This is a genomic window from Flagellimonas marinaquae (assembly GCF_003992675.1).
In the GTDB taxonomy this organism is placed as follows: Bacteria; Bacteroidota; Bacteroidia; order Flavobacteriales; family Flavobacteriaceae; genus Flagellimonas; species Flagellimonas marinaquae.
In genome coordinates, this window is sequence record NZ_RZMZ01000014.1 from 274756 (window position 1) to 298459 (window position 23704).

26 protein-coding genes are annotated in these 23704 nt (G+C 43.3%); 7 read left to right on the forward strand and 19 right to left on the reverse strand.

Annotated features, from left to right (window positions below):
• Positions 1-42 precede the first annotated feature (42 nt).
• The gene (gene gldC / locus EO130_RS08815; protein ID WP_127141145.1) at positions 43-378 is read right to left on the reverse strand and encodes a gliding motility protein GldC; all 336 of its coding nucleotides are present in this window, start codon (positions 376-378) and stop codon (positions 43-45) included.
• Positions 379-1368 carry a gliding motility lipoprotein GldB gene (gldB, locus tag EO130_RS08820; RefSeq protein WP_164732908.1) on the reverse strand — a complete coding sequence of 330 codons (990 nt, stop codon included), beginning with the start codon at positions 1366-1368 and terminating at the stop codon, positions 379-381.
• 66 nt (positions 1369-1434) lie between these two features.
• On the opposite strand from gldB, the gene nadE reads away from it, so the two are divergent.
• Together nadE and EO130_RS08830 are read left to right on the forward strand one after the other, a co-directional pair.
• Positions 1435-2223, forward strand: a complete 789-nt coding sequence (nadE, locus tag EO130_RS08825; RefSeq protein WP_127141147.1) for an NAD(+) synthase — start codon at positions 1435-1437, stop codon at positions 2221-2223.
• A 159-nt stretch (positions 2224-2382) separates the two neighbouring features.
• On the forward strand, positions 2383-3012 hold the full coding sequence (locus EO130_RS08830) for a response regulator (RefSeq protein ID WP_127141148.1): 630 nt from the start codon (positions 2383-2385) through the stop codon (positions 3010-3012).
• Positions 3013-3077: 65 nt separating this feature from the next.
• Here the strand turns inward: EO130_RS08830 and dnaG are convergent, their stop codons facing one another.
• A complete protein-coding gene (gene dnaG / locus EO130_RS08835) occupies positions 3078-5051 on the reverse strand; it encodes a DNA primase (protein ID WP_127141149.1) in 1974 nt (657 codons plus the stop codon).
• Between the two features lie 137 nt (positions 5052-5188).
• On the opposite strand from dnaG, the gene EO130_RS08840 reads away from it, so the two are divergent.
• From EO130_RS08840 to EO130_RS08850, 3 genes are all read left to right on the forward strand, one after another.
• Positions 5189-7012 carry a Xaa-Pro dipeptidyl-peptidase gene (locus EO130_RS08840; RefSeq protein ID WP_127141150.1) on the forward strand — a complete coding sequence of 608 codons (1824 nt, stop codon included), beginning with the start codon at positions 5189-5191 and terminating at the stop codon, positions 7010-7012.
• An 88-nt stretch (positions 7013-7100) separates the two neighbouring features.
• Positions 7101-7634 (forward strand): flavodoxin domain-containing protein, encoded by a 534-nt coding sequence (locus tag EO130_RS08845; RefSeq protein WP_127141151.1) that lies wholly within the window; start codon positions 7101-7103, stop codon positions 7632-7634.
• Between the two features lie 9 nt (positions 7635-7643).
• Positions 7644-7955, forward strand: a complete 312-nt coding sequence (locus EO130_RS08850; RefSeq protein ID WP_127141152.1) for a phosphoribosylpyrophosphate synthetase — start codon at positions 7644-7646, stop codon at positions 7953-7955.
• Here the strand turns inward: EO130_RS08850 and EO130_RS08855 are convergent, their stop codons facing one another.
• Positions 7956-8585, reverse strand: a complete 630-nt coding sequence (locus EO130_RS08855) for a 2OG-Fe(II) oxygenase (protein ID WP_241244327.1) — start codon at positions 8583-8585, stop codon at positions 7956-7958.
• Positions 8586-8691: 106 nt separating this feature from the next.
• On the opposite strand from EO130_RS08855, the gene EO130_RS08860 reads away from it, so the two are divergent.
• Complete coding sequence (locus EO130_RS08860; RefSeq protein WP_127141153.1) at positions 8692-8934, forward strand: zinc-ribbon domain-containing protein; 243 nt, start codon at positions 8692-8694, stop codon at positions 8932-8934.
• 46 nt (positions 8935-8980) lie between these two features.
• Here EO130_RS08860 and EO130_RS08865 read toward each other — a convergent pair whose 3' ends face one another.
• The 10 genes from EO130_RS08865 to rsgA all read right to left on the reverse strand — a co-directional run bounded on the left by EO130_RS08865 (position 8981) and on the right by rsgA (position 17985).
• Entirely contained in the window at positions 8981-10051 is a 1071-nt protein-coding gene (locus EO130_RS08865) for a hypothetical protein (protein WP_127141154.1), read from the reverse strand.
• Positions 10052-10136: 85 nt separating this feature from the next.
• On the reverse strand, positions 10137-10859 hold the full coding sequence (locus EO130_RS08870) for a hypothetical protein (RefSeq protein WP_127141155.1): 723 nt from the start codon (positions 10857-10859) through the stop codon (positions 10137-10139).
• A 5-nt stretch (positions 10860-10864) separates the two neighbouring features.
• On the reverse strand, positions 10865-11443 hold the full coding sequence (locus tag EO130_RS08875; protein ID WP_127141156.1) for an RNA polymerase sigma factor: 579 nt from the start codon (positions 11441-11443) through the stop codon (positions 10865-10867).
• A 113-nt stretch (positions 11444-11556) separates the two neighbouring features.
• Positions 11557-12531 (reverse strand): polyprenyl synthetase family protein, encoded by a 975-nt coding sequence (locus EO130_RS08880; RefSeq protein WP_127141157.1) that lies wholly within the window; start codon positions 12529-12531, stop codon positions 11557-11559.
• A 185-nt stretch (positions 12532-12716) separates the two neighbouring features.
• Positions 12717-13757 (reverse strand): dual-specificity RNA methyltransferase RlmN, encoded by a 1041-nt coding sequence (rlmN, locus tag EO130_RS08885; protein WP_127141158.1) that lies wholly within the window; start codon positions 13755-13757, stop codon positions 12717-12719.
• A gap of 72 nt (positions 13758-13829) precedes the next feature.
• Entirely contained in the window at positions 13830-14879 is a 1050-nt protein-coding gene (gene queA / locus EO130_RS08890) for a tRNA preQ1(34) S-adenosylmethionine ribosyltransferase-isomerase QueA (protein WP_127141159.1), read from the reverse strand.
• 87 nt (positions 14880-14966) lie between these two features.
• Positions 14967-16196 carry a 3-phosphoshikimate 1-carboxyvinyltransferase gene (locus EO130_RS08895; protein WP_127141160.1) on the reverse strand — a complete coding sequence of 410 codons (1230 nt, stop codon included), beginning with the start codon at positions 16194-16196 and terminating at the stop codon, positions 14967-14969.
• Positions 16197-16265: 69 nt separating this feature from the next.
• Positions 16266-16592 carry a nucleotide pyrophosphohydrolase gene (locus tag EO130_RS08900; protein ID WP_127141161.1) on the reverse strand — a complete coding sequence of 109 codons (327 nt, stop codon included), beginning with the start codon at positions 16590-16592 and terminating at the stop codon, positions 16266-16268.
• Positions 16592-17044 carry a D-aminoacyl-tRNA deacylase gene (gene dtd / locus EO130_RS08905; protein WP_127141162.1) on the reverse strand — a complete coding sequence of 151 codons (453 nt, stop codon included), beginning with the start codon at positions 17042-17044 and terminating at the stop codon, positions 16592-16594. The genes EO130_RS08900 and dtd overlap by 1 nt, the downstream gene beginning before the upstream one ends.
• An 8-nt stretch (positions 17045-17052) precedes the next feature.
• A complete protein-coding gene (gene rsgA, locus EO130_RS08910) occupies positions 17053-17985 on the reverse strand; it encodes a ribosome small subunit-dependent GTPase A (RefSeq protein WP_127141163.1) in 933 nt (310 codons plus the stop codon).
• 94 nt (positions 17986-18079) lie between these two features.
• Between rsgA and EO130_RS08915 the strand changes: the two genes are divergently transcribed.
• Positions 18080-18520, forward strand: a complete 441-nt coding sequence (locus EO130_RS08915) for a hypothetical protein (protein ID WP_127141164.1) — start codon at positions 18080-18082, stop codon at positions 18518-18520.
• A 180-nt stretch (positions 18521-18700) separates the two neighbouring features.
• On the opposite strand, the gene EO130_RS08920 is transcribed toward EO130_RS08915, so the two are convergent.
• The 5 genes from EO130_RS08920 to EO130_RS08940 all read right to left on the reverse strand — a co-directional run bounded on the left by EO130_RS08920 (position 18701) and on the right by EO130_RS08940 (position 23437).
• Positions 18701-19375, reverse strand: coding sequence for a head GIN domain-containing protein (locus EO130_RS08920; protein ID WP_127141165.1), 675 nt, complete (start codon positions 19373-19375; stop codon positions 18701-18703).
• Between the two features lie 137 nt (positions 19376-19512).
• Positions 19513-20595 carry a bifunctional 3-deoxy-7-phosphoheptulonate synthase/chorismate mutase type II gene (locus EO130_RS08925; RefSeq protein ID WP_127141166.1) on the reverse strand — a complete coding sequence of 361 codons (1083 nt, stop codon included), beginning with the start codon at positions 20593-20595 and terminating at the stop codon, positions 19513-19515.
• Between the two features lie 8 nt (positions 20596-20603).
• Entirely contained in the window at positions 20604-21464 is an 861-nt protein-coding gene (locus EO130_RS08930; RefSeq protein ID WP_127141167.1) for a prephenate dehydrogenase, read from the reverse strand.
• A gap of 3 nt (positions 21465-21467) precedes the next feature.
• Entirely contained in the window at positions 21468-22610 is a 1143-nt protein-coding gene (locus EO130_RS08935; RefSeq protein ID WP_127141168.1) for a pyridoxal phosphate-dependent aminotransferase, read from the reverse strand.
• The gene (locus tag EO130_RS08940; protein ID WP_127141169.1) at positions 22610-23437 is read right to left on the reverse strand and encodes a prephenate dehydratase; all 828 of its coding nucleotides are present in this window, start codon (positions 23435-23437) and stop codon (positions 22610-22612) included. The genes EO130_RS08935 and EO130_RS08940 overlap by 1 nt, the downstream gene beginning before the upstream one ends.
• Between the last annotated feature and the right edge of the window lie 267 nt (positions 23438-23704).

Sequence of the window (23704 nt, forward strand, 5' to 3'; positions counted from 1 at the left end):
TTGTCCATCAAAAAAAGCCCCGAAACGGGGCTTTTTTGTTACCTACTTTTTCAATTCCAGCTTTTCCGCAAAATAGTCACAGAAATCCTTCATGGTAGCTGTCATTTTTTCGTCTTGGGTCGCCTTGTAAAAAGTATCGGCCATGGTCACCAAGGTTTGATGGAAAAATATCTTCATTTCATCCACGGGCATATCCTTGGTCCACAAATCTATTTTGAGGGATTCTTGGTTTTTGCTGTCCCAAACGGACAATAGCATGGCTTTGGCCTCCTCTTCATTGATGCCACCATCCTGTGCCGACCACTTCAATTCCTCGGGAACTCGGTTCTCGTCCAATCCTACTTTTAAAGTGATTTCCGAAGTATGTTTTACTGCCATTTATCGTTTTGGTTTGTAATTTGACTGTTTTAAAATTTCATCCGCTGACATTTCCAGCAATTGCTGCAAATCAGTTTCATTTTTTTCCATGAAGGCCCTTACAATTTGCCATCCCATATACCTTCCCAAACGCGGAGGGGATTCATTGTCGAGCTCCAGACCAAACTTGGTGAAGGGTGCAGGGTCCAAAAATTTACGGTCCAAGCCCGTATCTGTACTGTACAACAGTTCTCTCTCTACAAAATAGGTCCACATTTGCTCTTCATTCGCTTTGGCCCAATCCATTTGTTCTTGGGAATATCCTATTTTTTGGGCATCGGTAGCCGATGGAATCAATTTGTCCTTTAAGTAGAGTTCCTTTCCATAATAGACCATTCGGGAGAGAAGCGTTCGGTTGCGTGGATAGGAAAGTACTTTCTTGGCAAAGGCACTCGCCACATCTGAAATCAAAAACTCTTTGTTCAGCGATGCTGCAATATAGCGTTGCATCCCTTCATAAAAGTGATGGTCCTCTCCCAAATAATTATCAAGACCAATGAGCAAAAGGGAATCCGTCAATATAATCCGGTTCTCATATCTTACATCGGAAGTCAACGTTACCACATGGGGTATCTTGGTATCAGGAAAGTAATATTTAATATGCTTGAAAAGGGATTCCAAATCAGCAGCTTCCGCCTTAAAGTTACCAAAAGCCTTTTCCACTTCTTCGGAAAGTTCCACTTGTATGGTATCTGTAAGTTTGGCTACCCAAACACTATCGGGGAACTGTTCCGGGAACAGGTAGGGATACGTCGCCTTCAATCCTGGAATGTCGGCTGCATCGGCATTTGCAAATTCTTGATCGAACCTTGAAATCTGCAAATCAATGGCAACTTTATTGATTTCTGCTTCCGTTTGGTCCGTTTCCCCACAGGATGAAAGCATTAAGATAAGTGCCAAAGAAAGCCCATGGCCTATCGGATTCCTAAAGTATTTCAACAACCACTTCATTTTTAAGGGTACAGGGTTTAAATTTACAGGGCACAAAGGTAAATTATTGAATCTAAATAGGAAGATATGCAAACAGAAAAGGTAATTGAGCACATTGTTGGTTGGTTAAAGTCGTACGCAGAAAACGCCAATTGTAAAGGTTTTGTCATTGGAGTTTCGGGAGGCATAGATTCTGCGGTCACCTCTACATTATGTGCCAAGACCGGACTGAACCTTTTGTGTTTGGAAATGCCCATCCACCAAGGAAAAAGTCAAGTAACCAGGGCCGACAACCATATTGATTGGTTAATGGAAAACTTCCCAAATGTTTCCAGGCAGCCAGTCGACCTTACACCTGTTTTTGACAGTTTGGTAGATGCTTTCCCAAAAGTACAGGATGAAGAAGAACGGCTCATGTCGTTAGCCAATACCCGTGCAAGGCTCCGAATGACGACCCTTTATTATTTCGCAGCCTTAAAAGGGTATTTGGTGGCAGGTACCGGAAACAAGGTGGAAGATTTTGGCGTTGGATTTTATACCAAATACGGAGATGGTGGCGTAGACCTTAGTCCTATTGCCGACCTAGTAAAAACGGAAGTTTACGAACTGGGAAAAGTACTCGGTATTCATCAGGATATTATGGAAGCGCCACCAACCGATGGCCTTTGGGGGGACAGCAGAACGGATGAAGACCAAATAGGGGCATCGTACCCCGAACTGGAATGGGCCATGGAAATGGACGATAAGGGTAAAACCGCAGCGGATTTTTCGGGACGCGAAAAAGAAGTGTTTATGATTTATAAAAGATACAATACAGCCAACAAACACAAGATGGTTCCGATTCCTATTTGTGAAATTCCAAGTAATTTAAAATAGCGGTTCACCCTTAAAACCCTTGATTAAGACGAAAAAAACCATAGAAAAACTATGGTTTTAAGAAAAAAGTTACAGTTTTACATGATTAAATTGTTATCTTGCTTGCTAATTATTGTAAGTTTTTAGCCACTAACCATTCATTAAACAAAACTTAAGAAAATGATAAAAGTATTGATAGCTGATAACCATCCGGTTGTAAGGCTTGGTATCAAAAAGGTACTTGAATCCAGCTCTGACATTGAGGTCACAGCAGATGTTTCGACTACCGAAGAGCTTTTTAATACATTGAAATCCATAACCCCCGATGTAGTTATTTTAGAGATGGACATTCCCGAAATCAACGGAATTGCCACCCTAAGAAAAATGAAACAGGATTTCCCTGACATTAAAACTTTAATGTACAGCGGACAGTCCGAAGACGTTTACGCCCTAAGCACCATCCGTGCCGGTGCCTATGGGTACCTTTCCAAAACTGCCGATTTGGAGTACATTATTTCAGCCGTAAGAAAAGTGAGCGAAGGCAATATGTTCATCACCAATGAACTGGCCCAAAGACTCGCCTTCGATGAAAGTACCCAGAAACCAAGAAGATTCTTTAGAAAACTTTCTTCCAGAGAAGTTGAAGTATTGAAGCTGTTGGCCAGCGGTAAAAGGAACAAAGAGGTTGCAGAGGGACTAAATCTGAACGAAAAAACGGTAAGTACCTACAAAGCCAGATTGATGAAGAAGTTGAACGTAGATAATTTGGTGGACTTGCTACAACAGGCCAAAGCCTTGGAACTCTATTAGAAATACCCAACCAAACCAACTATTGTATTGACCCTTTTCAATTCTATTGGAAAGGGTTTTTACGTTTAGGATAGCACCCTGTTCAATTTAGCGTTCAAGAGTTTGTTGAGTTGAAGGTAATTCATGATTTCCTCCAAAATTTCCGTGTTATCTCCCAAGTTGTCCTGTGTTCTTTCCTTCAGTTTTTCGATCCTATTTTTAATAAGGTTGCATCGAAGGGTTAGAATGGTCTCACCTACCAATTGGGCCACACCAATTTTTTTCTCTTTAGGATAAATATCCCGTCGCTCCCAATCATGGAGCACATATTGCTCCTCCTCCATCAATATGGAGGATACCTCAGCAACCACTTCTTGGTCCAGTTCCGATAGAAAAGAACTCACCGAAAACTCGGTATCCTCGTTCAGTCGCTCTATCAATTTATAATAAATGGTCTTGAACTGCTCATTGGTCAGTTCGATTTCATCATCCTGAAGATCCAAATACACTTTTTCATATACTTTGGATTCCACAATTTCTGGCTCCAAGACCAATTCTCCATCTTCATTCTCTTTCAGCACCAAGTCCTCAAATTCCTGTTTTTGATTACCGTACAACAAGAGAACCTCTATAATCTTACGCTCCAGCTCGTACTGGACATCCACCTTTTCCACGACGGCATCGTTCTTGACCACTTCAAAGGCCTTCTGTTCTAGCTTGGCCTTTTTAGCCGTATCGGTCTGGTGCTTTTTGTCTAATTGCGCCAAGGTATTATACAGCACTTCTTCGGAAATCTGCATCATCTTGGCACATTCCTGCACATAGATTTCCTGTCGGATACGATCGGGAATTTTACTGATACTGTTTACAATATCCCGCACCGTATCTGCCCTTTTGATAGGATCGTTGGCAGCTTCCTTGGCCAACAAGGAGGTTTTGAACTGAATAAAATCCATGGCATTCTCCTCCAAATAGCCCACCAAATCCTCGTAGGTATTGTTTTTTGAAAAACTATCGGGGTCTTCGCCTTCAGGAAAAGTGCACACCTTTACGTTCATCCCCTGTTCCAAAATAAGGTCAATACCACGCAAGGATGCCCGAAGACCAGCTGCATCGCCATCAAAAAGCACAGTGATATTTTTGGTCAACCTATTGATAAGGCGAATCTGCTCTGGGGTCAGTGCCGTTCCGCTTGAGGATACCACATTCTCAATACCACTTTGGTACATTTGGATGACATCCGTGTATCCTTCCACCAAAAAACAGTTGTCCTCTTTGGCAATGGCCTGTTTGGCAAAATAAATACCGTAGAGCACCTTACTTTTATGATAAATATCGCTCTCGGGCGAGTTCAAGTATTTGGCAGCTTTCTTATCATTCGTCAAAATACGTCCACCAAAACCAAGTACCCGTCCACTCATGGAATGTATCGGAAACATGACCCTACCCTTGAAGCGGTCGAACGTTCTGCTTTCGCCTCCCGTTTGTTCCTTGACTATGGTTAGTCCCGTTTTTTCCAAAAACTCCAATTGATACCCTTTATCCAACGCTGTTTTGGTAAAGGCCTCCCACTCGTCCAAACTGTAGCCGAGACCAAATTTTTTAATAATGTCGTCCGTAAATCCCCGTTCCTTGAAGTACGAGAGCCCTATGGCCTTCCCCGGCTCGCTTTGCCACAAAGTTTCCTCAAAGTACTTTTGGGCATATTCCGAGACCAAATACATACTTTCCCGTTCGTTGGCCTGTTCCTTTTGCTCATTGGTCTGTTCGGTTTCCTCTACCTCAATGTTGTATTTTTTGGCTAGGTATTTTATAGCTTCGGGATAGGTAAAATGTTCGTGTTCCATCAAGAAAGCCACCACATTCCCGCCTTTCCCACTACTAAAATCCTTCCAAATCTGTTTTACCGGGGAAACCATGAAACTAGGAGTCCTTTCATCCGTGAATGGACTTAATCCCTTAAAATTGGAACCCGATTTTTTTAATTGGACAAAATCACCGATTACCTCCTCCAAACGGGCAGTTTCATATACTTGGTCTATGGTGGTTTTTGAAATCACGGTATTCGACTAAAATAGCTGTTAAAGGTAAATAAAAACAATGTTTTGATGAATCCAAAAAGGAATTCCCTCTTTTACATTTTGTATCTTAGAGGTTCTTGCCATCGGAGCAAGGAAACTTTGTAACAAGGGATATCATGATCAAAAAAATTGCTGGCCCCTCATGGGCAATCACCGCCTTACTGTTCACTTTCGTTGTGTCGTCTTATGGGCAAATGGCCAAAAAGGCCGAACCCATCATCGAAAATGGCGAAGCACAAGTGGTAGAAGCATTTTCCGACCCAAGTAAATGGATTCGCCATGACCTCTGGGTGGAAACCGAGTTTGATTCGGATGGGGATGGAAAACTTGACCGTATGCACGTGGATGTAACCCGGCCGGAGCAAACAGATTCCGAAGGGCTACAACTTCCCATAATTTACGAATCCAGTCCCTATTATGCTGGCACTGCCGGTATGGACAAAGCTATTTTTTGGAACGTACAGCACGAACTGGGTGAAGTTGGAAAACCTAGAACGCACCCCAACGTTACACGCGTGGGCGAACGCCCTATTATATCCAACTCCCAGGTGATGACATGGGTCCCACGAGGTTACATCGTGGTTCATTCCTCTTCGCCGGGCACAGGTCTTTCGGACGGCGCCCCAACAGTGGGAGGCGACAACGAATCCTTGGCTCCCAAAGCCGTTATTGATTGGCTCAACGGAAGGGCCAAAGGCTATTCTGAAAGAGACGGGGACACCGAAGTGAAGGCCTACTGGTCTACAGGAAAGGTTGGCATGACCGGTACTTCGTACAACGGAACCATTCCATTAGCCGCAGCGATCACAGGGGTCGAAGGACTTGAGGCCATTATACCCATCGCTCCCAACACCTCGTATTACCATTATTACCGTTCCAATGGATTGGTACGTTCTCCTGGCGGCTATTTGGGAGAGGATATTGATGTTCTTTATGACTTTATCCATAGCGGTGACGAATCTAAAAGGGAACGGAACAATAAAGTGGTCCGCGACACTGAAATGAAGAACGGACTAGATCGTATTACCGGTGATTACAATGACTTTTGGGCTGGACGGGATTATCTCAACGATATGAAGCCGATGAAAGCAGCCCTTTTCATGTCTCACGGTTTTAACGATTGGAACGTAATGCCAGAGCATAGTTATCGGATTTATAAAAAAGCCAAGGAAATGGGATTGCCCGTGAAAATCTATTACCATCAGAACGGGCATGGTGGCCCTCCCCCAATTTCCATGATGAACCGATGGTTTACACGTTATTTGTACGGAGTGGAAAATGGAGTGGAAAACGAACCAAGGGCATGGATTGTAAGGGAAAATGATACAAAGGACAACCCAACACCCTACGAGGACTACCCCAACCCAGATGCCAAAGACATTACCCTTTACCCGAGCCCCGGTGCTCCCAGAAAAGGTATTTTGACTGTGGACAAACCAAAAAAGGCAGGGACCGAAACCTTGGTCGATAATTATTCCTTTTCAGGTTCCAGTCTGGCAGCTGCAGAAACCACGGAACACCGATTGCTATATGTTACTCCCACTTTGACCAAGGATGTCCACATTTCTGGGACGCCAAAAATCAAAATCAAGTTAGCAAGTAGCAAACCTGCCGCCAATCTATCCGTTTGGTTGGTTTCCTTGCCGTGGTCCGAAGCCTTGAACACTAAAATAACAGATAACATCATTACCCGTGGATGGGCCGACCCCCAAAATCATAGTTCCTTGACCGAAAGTGAACCCTTGGTCCCTGGAAAATTTTATGAAATGGAATTTGAATTGATGCCAGATGACCAAATTATTCCAAAAGGCCAACAAATAGGACTGATGATTTTTTCCAGCGATAAGGAATTCACCCTTTGGCCGGAGCCCGGCACCGAATTGACGGTAGATTTGGACGGAACAGCACTCACTCTTCCCATTGTTGGCGGCAAATTATGATGCTTTTGGATGGTAAACTGACCAAAATCATGTAACTTAAAGGGGATATTCATGAACTTAGGGTAGTTTAACCAATACCTTAATTCCCATGAAAATATTGATTATTTATGGTACCGTGGAGGGGCAGACCCGAAAAATTGCCCGGTTTATGGAACAGGTACTTCAAGAAGAGGGGCATCAAGTGGTTATTGCCAACGCCGTGGAAGAACCACCTATACCCGACGATTTTGACGCAGCCCTGATCGGGAGTTCCGTGCATGTGCAGAAATACAATACCTCGATCAAGGATTATGTGATAGAGCATTTAGATACCTTGAACAGCATGCCAACGGCCTTTTTTTCGGTGAGTATGGCCATGGCTTCTTCCATTAAAGAGGAACATGCGGAGATAGCCCAAGTAGCCGAGGACTTTTTAAAAGAGACCCAATGGAATACCTCTACTGTTTGGCACATCGCTGGCGCATTGAAATACACAAAATATAATTATTTCAAAAAATTGATCATGCGCTCCATTGCCAAAAAGGAAGGTGGATCTGTGGATACGGACAAAGATCATGAATATACGGATTGGACCAAGGTAAAAGAACAGGTTCTCAGTTTTTCGAACCGATTAAAAACATAATCAGTACATATGGATAGACATAGTTTCACAACACTTTCAGAAGCAATAAATACCCTTACCCAAGAGGATGGATACAAAGAGGATTTTGAGGCAGAAGAAACATGTATCAAAGCACTTTATTCCAAAAGGGAGTATCAGCCGAGTGACCTGAAAATAATCAATTCATATCGTTTTGAAGGCATGACAAACCCAAGTGATGAATCTATAGTATTTACCATTGAGGCCAAAGATGGCACCAAGGGAACATTGGTAATGTCCTATGGTGCATCAACTGTTCAAAACGAGAGTCTTATTCAGCAGATTCCGGGTAAAAAGGATTGATTAAACAAACAATTTGCCCACCGACGAGGGTTGGTACAATAACCATCCAGTGAGGCTAAATCTGCTTTTGTGGGCTTTGAGGACAGCATGCGGTACTTCTGCACTCTTGAACATCACACATCGACCGGCCAAGGGTTCTACCAAAAAACTGGAACCATCTTTTTCAAAGATTTCCAACTCACCGCCATCCCCTTGTTTCCAGTCATCGTTCAAATAGATGATCATGGATATCATCCGGTTATTACGGTTTTCGAACTGGTCCAAATGTTTATCGTAATGGCCACCTGATGGGTAATGGGCCAAGTGGAATTCGTATCCCGACAGACTGAGGTAGCAATATCGGTTGAAAATATGCATCGTCTCATCCAGCAGGCTCCAATAGTCCGTTAATTGCGCATCTCGGTTCCTATCCAACCAATAGGTGAAATCGCCCCTTATTTTTGCGTCAATTTGATTATCCGCATGGGCACCAATCCCTGCTTCCTTAAAATTGGGGAGCTTACCAAGAAAAAAAGATTTGATCTCGGTATACAGCTCGTCCCGCAGAAAACGGTCGATAATCACATAATCCTTACTGGAGATGTCATCCATCCAAGACAACCAATCGTCCAAACCGTGATAGGTGTTCATGTTTCAAAAATGTGGGCGAATGTAGAAAATAATTAAAAACGAAATTCATTTTTCTTTAATCATTGCTGAAAATGCTACTTTTGAAAACCATGAATATTGATTTGCGATGATTCTTTTTTTCGGAACACGACCAGGCAAAAAAGAGACCAAGGTGCTTACCCATATCACTTGCCCTTATTGTAACCAGACAGGGACATTGACAGCGGTGGCACAACCTAACTATGCCCATTTGTTCTGGATTCCCATCTTTACCATCAACAATATCCGCTATGCGGAATGTTCCCACTGCAAAAAGGTCTACTACAAGGAAGACTTTACGCCAGAAATGGAACAGGCCCTTTTGGAATAAAAAAACGGCCGGGAAACCCCGACCGTTCGTTCAACCTTGGAAATGGTCATATATCAAACCGAAGGCCCAGTGATATATTGTTTTGTTTGATTTCCGCATCCTTGAAAATTGGGTTCAAGTCGTATTTGATGTAGAGCAACACCCCGTCGAACCCCATATATCCGCTTACACCATAAATAAGGTCGCTACTATTGTAATCCCTTTTGAGTTTATCCTTGACATTCTCGCCGTCCCGATTGTACTTTAATTTTTGACGGGTACCCAGACTAAATCCGCCGTAACCACCGAAGCCAAGCCTAAATTGATCTCTGATGGAGTATCGCAAGGTACGCTCAGTTTTACGCAAGCGTGAAGGGCCAACTTCAAAATGAACAGGAAAAACAAGATTGTCCATTCGAAACTTAGATTTGTCCAAATCGTATTCAAACTCCTCCAAAACGGTTTGGTTCCCCTCTTGAACAAAAATTCGGTTTCCGTCGGGTTTTAGGCCATTGAACTGAAAGGAAAAACCGTAGTTGAACCGCAACCAGTTTGAATTTTGAAATACCCTGGTGCGCCATTGCCAGCCCATTTCAAAAAAACGGCTGCCCCCAACTTTATAGGGCGAATCGCTTAGGGATTGTCCTTCAATAATGGCATTGTTTAAACCAACGGCCATCACAAAATCAGAATACGTACGTCTATCGTATTGGATTTCTCTTTTCCTTCGATGGGGCTTGAAGCTAATTATCGGTTTGCCATCAATCAAAAGACCAAGCCGCATTCTGTCCCCATAAATGGTGTCCATTTCGGTTAATGTCAACACATCCCCTTGGTTGCGTTCCAATAGAGCTATCTTGTTCTCTATAATGGCAACCCTGTTTTCAATATTTAGGGCACGTTGCTTGGCCACCTCTTCCTTTAAGCTTCTTGCTTCATTTTCGCTGATATCGCCATTCTCCAAACGCTGGTTGATGTCCCTTACTTCAAACTTTAGGGCTTCCTTTTCCTGCTCTATGATGCGCTGCTTTTCCTGTTTCAGCGCTTCAATTTTCTGTTGATAGTCTTCTTGTCCAAAAGCCATTACGGAACCAAGGAACAAGATTAAGATAGTTGAATAAAATGCAATTGTTTTCATGATTGTTTTTGGATTATAAACCTCCCTCCTTCCTGCCCGTTTGAACAGGAAGCTGTGAGAGGTTTGACTTGATTGATGAATAATTTTACTGATTTCGGTCTGCCACCGCAGTACGTAATTTTAGGTATCCTGATTTTAGGGCATCAAAGATTTGGTCCCGAAATGTCTCGTCCAGCTCGTCTTCCACTTCGGCCAAAAGTGACATCGCATCCACGGAACCACTTTCCGTGAACAGTTTATCCGTTAAGATTTGGCGTTGCGCCGCCCTCAAAAGGGAGTCTACCTCAGCATCGGTCACATCCTGTTGCGCATGCTCCATCAGTTCTACCTGTGCCACCACTTCTTCTACTTTTTGGGCAATCAATGCATCTGAATTGATCAAGATTTCATCCTTTAGCGGGGCTTTCGTCTCTTCTTGGACCAATGCACCGTTGGAAATCGGGTTATCCGCATCCATTGTTGGGTTTTCTTCGGTAATCTTGGAATCCGCTTCGATTGCCGCCACCTCAATCGATTCCTCCATAGATTCCTTGCCGGTGGTTTGTTCTGGTTCGGTTATGACTCCGGTTTTTGTTTCTGTTTCCACTACTTGGTTTTCATCCACCCTTGGCGACTCGTTTGTGAAAAAATAAACTGATACCAATACCACACCAACCACACTTGCCGCTACGGCATATATTAACCAAGGGGTTCGCTTTTTAGGTGAAGAACTCTTGATCTGTGAAGCAATCTTATCCCAAGCACCTTCGGATGGCGCAATGGTTCGCTCCTCCAGCTTATCCTTGATATGTTTTTCCAATTTATCCATATCCCTTATTGTTTGTTCGCCGATTGTGATTTGGGCGACATTCCCTTTAAATTCAAATTATCTTGAAGCATCTTTCGGGCCTTGAACAATTGTGATTTTGATGTGCCCTCCGTGATTTCGAGCATCTCAGCGATTTCCTTATGTCCATAGCCTTCAATGGCATTTAACAAAAACACAGTTTTATAACCTTCTGGAAGTCCATCGATCAAATGCTGTACATATTCCACATCCAATACACCGGTGTTGGGGGTCAAATCAGTGCTGTGGGGCTCCTTCATGGCTTCATCATCGTAGACCACAAACTGTCGTTTCCGCAGATATGAGATACTTTCCCGTACCATAATGGTTCGAATCCAACCTTCAAAACTTCCTTTAAATTGATAAGAGCTTAAATGGTTGAATACCTTTACAAAGCCATAGATCATCACATCTTCCGCAAAATGCAGGTCCTTAATGTACTGCCGACAAACACTTAGCATCTTTGGCGAGAACCTATCGTACAGCTGCTTTTGGGCCTGCGGATCTCCTTTGATCGATTTTTTGATCAACTGCCTTTCGTTGTTATGTAGCGCGATGATTTTCAAAAAAAGTTTGGTTTACAAAAGTGCTTCTATTAACATAGACGGGATATCAACAAAAATGGTTGCCTGAAAAGTACAGATTTTCAGTATATGATTGATTTTCAAACTATTAAAAATTATTTTTTTCGGTCAACCACGTAGTTGACCATAAGTTTGAGGGCACTTTTGTATTCGGAATCGGGGTAATTGTCCAATATGGCCAAGGCTTCATCCTTAAACTCCAACATCTTCACCACGGCATAATCCAATCCGCCCTTCGCTTTTACGTAGGATATGACTTCCTTGACCCGTTTTTTGTCCTTGTTGTGCTTTTTGATGGAGTTGATCAACCACTTTTTCTTTTCCTTATCACTATGGTTTAAGGCATAGATCAATGGAAGGGTCATTTTTTGTTCCTTGATATCGATTCCAGTGGGCTTGCCGATTTTTTCGGCGCCGTAGTCAAAAAGGTCATCTTTTATTTGAAACGCCATGCCGCAGAGTTCCCCAAATTTTCTGAAGGTTTCCACTTCTTCCGAATCGGGGCGTACGGAGCAGGCTCCCATGCTGCAACAGGCTGCAATCAAAGTGGCGGTCTTCTGCCGGATGATATCGTAATACACCTCTTCGGTGATGTCCAAAAGACGTGCTTTTTCGATTTGGAGCAGTTCCCCCTCGCTCATATCGCGAACGGCATTGGAAATAATGTGCAGTAAATCGTAATTCTTGCCTTCCAAAGAGACCAAAAGGCCTTTGGAGAACAGAAAATCGCCCACCAAAACGGCAATTTTATTTTTCCACAGGGCATTGATGGAGAAAAAGCCCCTGCGTTTGTTGCTATCGTCCACCACATCATCATGCACCAAGCTTGCCGTATGTATCAACTCAATAATGGAAGCTCCTGTATAGGTGCGCTCGTTAACTTCACCGTTCAGTAATTTGGCCGTTAAAAAAACGAACATGGGCCGCATTTGCTTGCCCTTTCTATTGACTATGTAGTAGGTAATCCTATTGAACAACGCGACTTTAGAGGACATGGATTTGAGGAATTTTTCCTCGAAAAGCTGCATCTCCTTTTCAATGGGCTCCCTTATCTGCGAAACGATTTTCAACGTAACGGGTGGTGTTTGGTTTTGAAACCCTAAAAGTAGGGAAAATGAAAGAGTTGATGGAATGAAATCCGAGTTTTAAGATACAGTCCTAAAACTATCGGTGATTTGCAGGGAATGAAGCAAAAGGGTGAAAGGTGGAAGGCAAAAGGATGAACAACATATTTCCCGTCTTCTGTGTGTAAAAACTAGCTCTTATTCGCAAGCTGACCACAAGCAGCGTCAATATCCTTGCCACGGGACCTACGAATCGTGACCGTGATTCCATTTCTTTCCAAGGTGTTTTGGTACATTTCCACCGCTTGATTGGAAGCCTGTTGAAATTCCCCGTCATCAATGGGGTTGTACTCTATCAGATTCACTTTTGATGGCGCAAACTTGCAAAACTTGACCAAGGCATCCGCTGCTTCTTGAGTATCGTTGATTCCTTTCCACACCACATATTCGTAGGTAATCCTGTTCTTGGTCTTACTGTACCAATATTCCAAGGACTCCCGCAAATCTTTTAAAGGGAATGTGGCATTAAAGGGCATGATGGAAGTTCGCACCTCATCAATTGCCGAATGCAAGGACACCGCCAAGCCGAACTTGACTTCTTCGTCGGCCATTTTCTTTATGATTTTGGGTACGCCAGAGGTGGAAACCACAATCCGTTTGGGGGACATACCGAGTCCCTCAGGGGAAGTTATCTTATCAATGGCCTTGAGCACATTGTTGTAGTTCATCAAGGGTTCGCCCATCCCCATAAAAACGATGTTGCTCAACGGACGGTCAAAATACAATCGGCTTTCGTTGTCAATGGCTACTACTTGGTCATAGATTTCATCCGGATTTAGGTTTCGCATCCGCTTTAATCGTGACGTTGCACAAAATCGGCAATCCAAACTACAGCCTACTTGACTGGAAACACATGCCGTGGTGCGGGTTTCAGTGGGTATCAGAACGGACTCCACCACCAGACCATCGTGTAATCGAACGGCATTCTTAATGGTACCATCCGAGCTACGCTGCATTTGGTCCACCCGAATGTGGTTGATCACAAAGTTATCCTCCAGCATTTTACGGGTTTCCTTGGAAATATTGGTCATGGCATCAAAATCGTGGGCAGACTTTTGCCACAACCACTCATAGACTTGGTTGCCACGGAACGCCTTATCGCCTTGCTCCATGAAAAAATTGCGAAGCTGGTCCTTGGTCAATGCCCTTATGTCCTTTTTTTTGACTTCCACTAGTTAAAGATAAGCAAGAAAAAATCCCGCTGGCCATAAGCGAACGGGATTTCTGTTTTATAAATATTCCGTTTACAGAATCAACATCGCATCGCCATAGGAATAGAAGCGATATCCTTCCAAAATGGCCTGTTTGTAGGCCTTTTTCATCAGGTCGTGACCCATAAATGCCGAAATCATCATCAATAAGGTGGATTTGGGCAAGTGAAAGTTGGTCACCATACAATTGGCTATGCTGAATTCATAGGGAGGGAAAATGAACTTGTTGGTCCAGCCCTCAAACGTATTCAATGTATGCTCGGATGAAACGGCACTTTCCAAACTTCTCATCACTGTGGTTCCTACGGCACACACCTTGCGTTTGTTGGCCTTGGCCGTGTTTACAATTTCGGTGGCCTTTTCATCGATTACCAATTCCTCGCTATCCATTTTGTGCTTGGATAGGTCTTCCACCTCAACAGGGTTAAAAGTACCCAATCCTACGTGCAGCGTAACCTCGGCAAAGTTGATACCTTTTATTTCCAATCGCTTGAGCAAATGCTTGGAAAAGTGAAGTCCTGCAGTGGGGGCGGCTACGGCACCTTCATGCTTGGCATAAATGGTCTGGTAACGCTCCTCATCCTCTGGGGTCACTTCCCTTTTAATATACTTTGGAAGAGGCGTTTCACCCAGCTCCCTCAATTTTCTTCTAAAATCGGTATAAGAGCCATCGTAAAGAAAACGAAGGGTCCTACCTCTTGATGTGGTGTTATCGATAACCTCAGCCACCAAACTTTCGTCATCACCAAAATAAAGTTTGTTTCCGATACGGATCTTTCGTGCTGGATCTACCAACACATCCCACAAACGCTGTTCTTGGTTTAGTTCCCGTAATAGAAAAACCTCGATACGGGCTCCTGTTTTTTCCTTGTTACCGAAAAGTCGGGCTGGAAATACCTTAGTATTGTTCAAGACCAAGACATCGTCTTCATCAAAATAATCGACTAGGTCTTTGAACATTTTATGTTCAATTTTTCCGCTATCACGGTGAACCACCATTAGTCTGGATTCGTCCCTGTGTTCCGCAGGATATTCTGCCAATAACTCTTTAGGCAATTCAAAATTGAAGTTTGATAATTTCATGTGGACTTTTTTTCGATTTTTTTAAAGAGGGGCAAATATACGACCTACCCATAGCGGATGTCAAGTAATTTGATGATTAAATGTGGATTACAGTTCTTGGACCGGGAATCCAAGCGTCTTTAGGTCGCTCCAAAAATCGGGATAAGATTTGGAAACCACCTCAGCATCGTTCACGGTAAAATCAACCTTGAGCGCCAGTGGACCAAAGGCCATCGCCATTCTATGATCGTTGTAGGTGTCGACCCTAACCTCTTGATTTAGGACCTTTTGTGGATGCAAGGTCAAGCTCTCGGCATCAATATCCACCTTGGCCCCAAACTTGCCCAATTCGGTCTGCAATGCAGCCAAACGGTCGGTTTCCTTTATGGGGAGGGTGTGCAATCCCGTCAAGTGGCATCCTATGCCCAAACCCAAACAGGTCACAGCGATGGTCTGTGCAATATCCGGGGCATTGGACAGGTCATACTCCAAATGATCTACAATGGGAGCAGTGGTTTTTTTCAACACAATGGTGTTGTTGGCAAATGAAGTCTCAACTCCAAAATGTGTATAGATTTCGGTTAAAATGCTATCTCCCTGCAATGAATTTTTTTTATAAGATGCCAGTTGAATTTCTGAGCCTGCTTCGCTGAGCGCAATTATGCTGTAAAAATAACTAGCGGAACTCCAATCGGATTCCACTACCAATGTGATATCTTCAACGGTCTTTTTTGGCGCAACGGTGATTTTGTTTCCTTCAAAATTGGTTTCTACACCAATTTGTTCCAAAAGAGCCAGGGTCATTTTAATGTAGGGCACCGACGTAATCTTTCCTACCAGTTCCAACTCTAGGCCATTTTCTAGGCTCGGCGCAATCAACAATAGCGCTGAAATGTATTGGCTACTGATATTAGCTGGAAGCGAAACCTGACTTTTTTCCAACGTTTTCCCTTTGATGTTCAACGGAGGGTAGCCTTCCTCTTTAAGGTATTCGATATCCGCACCCAAGGAGCGTAACGCATCGACCAAGATTTTGATAGGGCGCTCTTGCATGCGCTCCGAACCTGTCAGGGTAACGTGCTTGCCTTCTTGCGAAGCAAAATAAGCAGTTAAAAAGCGCATGGCTGTGCCTGCGTGATGAATATCAACCTCACCTTCAGACTTGGACAACCCTTTCTGCATTACCTCTCCATCATCAGAATTGGAACGATTCTCTATGTTGATATTGGGAAAAAGTGCCTGCAACAACAAAGAGCGGTTGGTTTCACTCTTGGAGCCAGTAATGGCAATGGTCTTTTGGATTTTTTTGTGGTCGGGTGCTGAAAGTTGGAGTTTCAATTCTTTTGGGTTTGCATGAATGGTCAAAACTAGAAAAAACAGCCTTAATGTCCTGTCAGCAGGCCAACTTTATTTGAGCTTTTTGTTATTTTGATGACGGTCGTGGTCGCGTTTGGTCTTTAGGTCCAACTTTTTATCAAAAGCCTGTTGTAGGTCAATGCCTGTTTGATTGGCCAAGCAAAGTACCACAAAGACCACATCGGCGAGTTCTTCCCCTAGATCTTTGGCCTTGTCGGATTCCTTTTCGCTTTGCTCACCGTAGCGTCTGGCTATTATTCGTGCCACCTCGCCCACTTCTTCGGTGAGCTGGGCCATATTGGTCAATTCGTTAAAGTATCGGACCCCATGGTTCTTGATCCATTCATCAACCGCTTTTTGTGCGTCTGCAATATTCATTATTCCTTATTTTTTGTGTCAATTACTATGGTCACTGGACCATCATTAAGTAGTTCCACTTTCATATCGGCACTAAAGATGCCAGTACCCACCTTCTTCCCGAGCTTTTGTTCCAAAACAGACACGAATCTTTCGTACATAGGAACAGCAATATCGGGTTTGGCGGCTTTGATGTAGGAAGGTCTATTTCCTTTTTTGGTTTGGGCATGCAAGGTAAATTGGCTCACTACAATAATTTGACCATGAACATCGAGCACCGATCGGTTCATCACATCATTTTCATCATTGAAGATGCGGAGATTTACAATCTTGTTTGTCAACCATTCCACATCCTCTTGGCCATCGGCATCCTCAATCCCCAATAAAACCAATAGGCCTTTCCCAATGGACGAAATCAACTCGCTATCTACGGTAACGCTTGCTTTGGATACTCTTTGCAATACAGCTCTCATAATATTCCCTACCTATATGTTTGATCTTCTTCCCCTGTAATCATCTGAACATAGCTTCGGTAACGGCTAGCAGCTATTTCATCGTGTTCCAAGGCTTCCTTTACCGCACATTTGGGTTCGTCCAAATGGAGACAATTATTGAACTTACATTCGGATTTTAATGCAAAAAACTCGGGGAAATAATCACCGATTTCCTCCTTCTCCATATCCACAATTCCAAATCCTTTGATCCCAGGGGTATCAATGATTCGGGCATCAAAAGAAAGGTCGTACATCTCGGCAAAAGTGGTCGTATGCTGTCCCTGCATATGCTGTTCAGAAATCTCCGCGGTCTTGAGTTGTAGTCCAGGTTCCAAGGCATTGACCAGGGTTGACTTTCCCACGCCAGAGTGCCCAGCGAACATGCTTGTTTTGCCAAGCATCAATTCCTTTACATTCTCCAAATTTTTGGCTTGTTTGGCCTCAATTTGAAGACAACTATACCCTATTTTAGTGTACAAATCCACCAAATAAGAAACCTCGGCTCTTTCTTCATCGGTATACGTATCCATCTTGTTAAAAAGAAGCACCACGGGAATATCGTAAGCTTCTGCCGTAACCAAAAATCGGTCGATAAAACTGGTAAAGGTGGTGGGATTGTTCAATGTAACCAACAAAAATACCTGGTCTAGGTTGGCTGCTATTATATGGGTCTGCTTGGAAAGATTAACCGATTTGCGAACTATATAGTTTTTGCGATCCCCTATACTGGAAATCACCCCAACAGTTTCATCCCCAATGGTTTCCAATTGAAACTCCACATGATCGCCTACGGCGACGGGATTGGTACTCTTAATTCCCTGTGTCCGGAACTTGCCCTTGATGCGGCACTCGTAAAAAGCTCCTTCGGAGGATTTTACAGTGTACCAACTTCCCGTTGATTTATAAACAGTTCCGTTCACCTTTTGTTCATATTTTGATTACAAAGAAACAATATTCCTTCTTTTTCGTCGTATATCTTTGTTAACAGTTTTAACAATCATTAACGTATTTATTATGAAAAAAATCATTTTGGCCGCTGTGGTATTGTTCGCAGCAACGTTTACCATGAGTGCACAGCAGTACCGGGTCATTACCAGTGTTGAATCCATCGTCCCCAATGGTTTGGGAAGATCGAGGATTATCAATGCCCTGGAAGAGAAAGATTATAAGGAATTTACCACTGTACAAACGGAGGACGACAACACGCGAAACAAGTCAGATAGAAGCGAAATCCGTGTAAAGAATTTTGAGGAGACCAAGCTTTTGAACTTCTATAACCTCGGTGGTATCCGGTTCCAGAATATCGCTGCCAACGATGCCGTGATCACTTCCATGATCAATGATATGATTTCCAATGGATGGGAATTGGCCTTTGTGGTAAGTGGTGTTGAGAGTGAAGGTGGAAAAGGAGATGGACAGGGTATTTTTATCACCCGATATATCTTTAGAAAATAGGTCTTACTACCTTTTTAAATCAAAAAGAAGTTGTCTAAAAAGCGGTAATATCTGAACTTTGTCAGGTTGAGCGCAGTCGAAACCCATTGATCACCAATGCGTCTTAAGTTCTCGACTGCGCTCGAACCGACAGGCAAACAGCTTTTTAGACAGCCTCTTGTTTTTTGTTAACAAGTTTCATTAATCCTTAATGTAGACCCTTCCGCCCACAAAGGTTTTTTTGTTCACGGTTTGCGGATTTCCATACACATAAACGTCTCCTCCAGCCCTTACATTAATATCCACAAGCTCCGAAGCAAATACATCAGCCTCGCCTCCAGCGGAAATCTTTACGTCGGTGGTGCTGGTTCGTAGTTCCCGACCTTCAAAAATACCACCAGTATTGATTACGACAGTTTGGTTTTTGGCCAGTCCTGAAGCCTGAACAATACCTCCTGTAACCGCCCGTATGTCCGCATAATCCACATCCATCCCAATACGGATGGTAGCGCCTTCTTGCACCCTAAGCTCAATTCTGCTTTTCTGAACCATTTCGTTGCAGGTAATTTGGGCTCCTTCGTTGCCATCGATCACATCCAAATTGGTGTAATAGACTTCAATCAAGGTATCCTCACCCTGAAACTTTTTGTCCAATTGCATACGGAGTTTCAAAGTCCCGTTTTTGTTGGTCCATTTGATGTCATCAACATTCCAGCCTTTGATCATAATCTTGTTCTCATCGGATTGGATCAAATTGACCTCGATCAAGTCAAAAACTTTGATTTTATTGAACTCTCCAACCTCAGTATCGATGATTCGTTGCGAAAACATGACCAAGGGAAGCAAAAGCAAACCTAATGTGTATATTTTTTTCATGATAAAGTGTTTTTACCCTTAAAAGATACCCATTCTCAAGTTTTGTTACAGTTTGGGCTAAAAAAAACTATTTGCAGATCCGATTTTTTATCGAAACCACAAATAGTTTTGTAAATCAATCCACTATGAAAACTCGCTTATGCGTTGATGATTTTTTCTTGGTGGTTGATGGATTCCTGGTGAATGGCCTTGAACATTTTAAGAATAAACTCTTCGCTCAAACCTCGCTGCTCGCCCTCCAAGATCATGCTGCCCAGAATAGCGTTCCAGCGGTTGCTCTGAAGCACCGCTACGTTCCTTTGCTTTTTCAACTCGCCAATACCGTCCGAAACCTTCATTCTTTTACCCAATAGATCGATCAACTGATTGTCCAGCACATCGATTTGGGCCCTAAGGTTGCTCAAACTGTTGTTGTATTCCGCTTCTTCATCAGTTTCTTTTCTGATTCTAAGATCTTTCATGATTTGTACCAATGTTTTAGGGGTCACCTGTTGTGCAGCATCACTCCATGCGTTATCTGGGTCGTAATGTGTTTCGATCATCAACCCGTCAAAATTCAAGTCCAAGGCAGTTTGCGATACATCAAAAATCATATCTCGCTTCCCGGTAATATGGCTTGGGTCGTTGATAATGGGCAGATCGGGGAACTTGGTCTGCAATTCGATGGCCAATTGCCACTCTGGTATATTTCGGTATTTGGTTTTTTCGTAGGTAGAGAATCCTCTGTGGATCACACCCAATTTTTCAATATTGGCAGAATACAAGCGCTCTACGGCACCTAACCAAAGGGATAGATCTGGGTTCACAGGGTTCTTTACCAAAACAATTTTGTCCGTTCCCTCTAATGCATCGGCGATCTCTTGAACAATAAATGGACTCACAGTAGAGCGCGCTCCTATCCATAACAAATCTACATCGTGTTCCAAGGCAAGGTCCACGTGTGCCCTATTGGCAACCTCCGTAGCGGTTTTTAGCCCAGTTTCTTCCTTTACCTTTTGCAACCACTTCAAACCAATGGCCCCAACACCTTCAAAGTTTCCAGGTCGAGTTCTTGGTTTCCAGATTCCGGCACGGTAATAGCTCACATCGGTATCCTTTAATTCGTGTGCTATTTTTAGTACTTGGTCTTCGGTTTCGGCACTGCACGGACCCGCTACTACCAAGGGATGACCCAAGTTCATGTCATCCAACCATTTCCTCATTTCCTTTTTGTTTTCCATAATACTCTCTATTTTTTTGTAAGTGGTATTCCTTTTAGTATTTGTTTTATTTTATTGGTATTGCTCATTTCTTGGTGGACCTGCTCAAAATCGTTGTCCAAAATCAGTTGTTTGAAAGCAGTCAAGTTCTGAATGTACTCCTCCAAAGTTTCCACCACATTGTCCTTGTTCTGTTCAAAAATGGGCGTCCACATATCGGGTGAACTTTTCGCCAAGCGAACGGTGCTCTCAAAACCACTTCCCGCCATGTCAAAAATATCACGCTCATTTTTTTCCTTCTCAATAACTGTCTTTCCCAACATAAAAGAGCTAATGTGTGATAAATGGGAAACGTAGGCGATGTGTTTATCATGTGCTTCGGGATTCATATATCGAATTCGCATCCCGATATCTTGAAAAATGGCCAATGCCTTTTCCTGAAGTTTGAAAGCCGTTTTCTCCACCTCACAAATAATCATCGTTTTGCCGGCGTACAACCCCTCCAAAGCTGCTGTAGGACCAGAAAATTCTGTTCCCGCGATGGGGTGACAGGCCATAAAGTTCCTACGCTTGGGATGATCGGCTACCTGCTCGCAAATCAAACGCTTGGTAGAACCTGCGTCCATGACCACGGTTTCTTCCCCAGCAGCATCCAATATGCCGGGCAATTCGCTGACCAAGACATTTACCGGAATGCTCAAGTAGACCATATCTGCCGCAGCCAATGAATCGTAATTCCCCTTTGTATCGATAATCCCAAGTTGTAATGCCTCCTCAAGATGAGCTTCACTCTTATCCACACCAATAATCTCCGCTTCGGGATGTAGTCTTTTCACATCCTTGGCAAAGGAACCACCAATCAATCCAACTCCTATAATAACTACTTTCATATCCTAAAATCTTGCTATGGCCTCCTCAATTTTTTCTTCGGTCACACAAAGCGAAAACCGAATATAGCCCTCGCCATTGCTTCCAAAAATGGTTCCTGGAGCAATAAAAATATCCTTATCGTAGAGCACTTGGTCTATAAATTCTTCCGATGGCCCAGCCCCTTCTGGCAACTTGCACCAAACAAACATTCCCACAGCATTTGTATCGTAAGTACAACCTAGTTTATCCGCTAGTTTGAACATCAACGCTCGCCTTCTGGTGTATACCCGATCCAGGGCCTCAAACCATTCCGCACCACTTTGTAGGGCAGCTATTGCGCCCATTTGGATACCGTAAAACATCCCGGAATCCATATTGCTTTTCACCTTCAACACCGCCGTGATGTGCTCTGCACTACCGAGTACCATTCCCACACGCCAGCCTGCCATATTAAAGGTTTTACTTAAACTGTTGAGTTCCAACGTGTGCTCTTTGGCATCTTTAATGGACAAAATACTGGTTGGATTATGGGACAGGACAAAACTGTATGGGTTATCGTTCACCAAAAGGATGTTGTTCTTCCTGGCAAAATCTACCAAAGATTCCAATTGCTCCGTCGTTGCTGTCGCGCCTGTAGGCATATGCGGATAACTGACCCACATCAACTTTACTTTTGACAGGTCCATTTTAGCCAGTTCCTCCAAATCAGGAAACCAGCCATTATCTGCCGCAAGGTCGTATGTAACAGGTACACCACCCACCAAATTGGTGACAGACGCATACGTAGGATATCCAGGGTTGGGCAGTAGCGCCTTATCGCCTTCGTTCAAAAAGGCCATACTGATATGCATTATGCCCTCCTTAGATCCCATTAAAGGCAAAATTTCAGAATCTGACTCCACTGCGACACCGAACTTTTGCTGATAAAAATCGGCAATAGCCTTCCTCAACTGTGGCAATCCCTGATAGCTTTGGTATTGGTGCGCACCGGCATCGATAATGGAATTTCGAAGGGTTTCCAATACCTGAGGCGATGGAGCCAAATCCGGGCTGCCTATCCCCATATTGATGATGGGCTTCCCTTGGGCCATTAATCCCCTAACCTCTCTCAACTTTTTCGAGAAGTAATATTCCTGAACGCTATTTAATCGATCCGCTGTTACCATTACAACAATGCATTTTTATATTCTCCCAAAACCTTGAAATCCTCAGCCATAATCTGCATCAGGGATTTGGTTTTGGCAAAGTGCTCGTATTCATCAAAAGTTACATCCACAAAAAAGGCGTATTTCCAGGGAGTTTCGATCACGGGCAATGACTGTATTTTGGTCAGGTTCATGTTACAATCGCTCATCACGTTCAAAACGGTGGCCAAACTGCCTCTTTTGTGATCGGTGATAAACCGAAGGGACGCTTTATTGATTTCCTCCTCTGGGAGTACTTTGTTCTGTTTTTTTAGGATGATAAATCTTGTGGAATTATTCACTATGGTCTGGATATTATCCGCGATAATCTCCAAATCGTAAAGGTCGGCAGCCATTTTAGGGGCAATCGCGGCAATATGCCCTAACTCTTCCTCTTGAATCCGCTTCGCTGTCTCTGCCGTATCCACGCTTTCCACCAACTTGATCTGTGGGTGTGCCTTAAAAAATTCCTTGCACTGCAACAACGCCATCGGGTGCGAATGTACCTCTTGAATGTCATCAAAGGTTTTTCCCTTCATCACCATAAGGTTATGATGAATGTTCAAATAATGCTCCCCGATCACATGAATATTATTGTGGTACACTAAATTGTAATTGGGGATGATGGACCCCGCTATGGAATTCTCAATGGCCATTATGCCCTTATCGGCCGCCCCCACCAACAAACTGTCGATTACCGCGTCAAAGGAATTACATTCCAATAGTTCAATTGCTTCTCCAAAAAAATCGATGGCCACTTGATGATGGTTCGATCCCTTGATTCCTTGTATGGCGACTTTTAAAGACATTCTTTTTGTATGTTAGATCCCGAAACACCTTGCCTGCCGGCAGCAGTTCGGGATGAATTCAATCATTAAATTGGCAGTTGCCAACTTGGATTTCATTCAAAAAAAAAGTCCCGATGCATCGGGACTTTCTATAGTGGTTATACTTTAAACGTATCTATAACAGTCCCGCTCCCCTCTCAAAAAAGAAGTAAAAATAAAAACGGTTCCAGAAATACGTGTTTGTCATCTCGTTGTTAATTGTCGGCTAATTTAGGTATTCAATCGGAA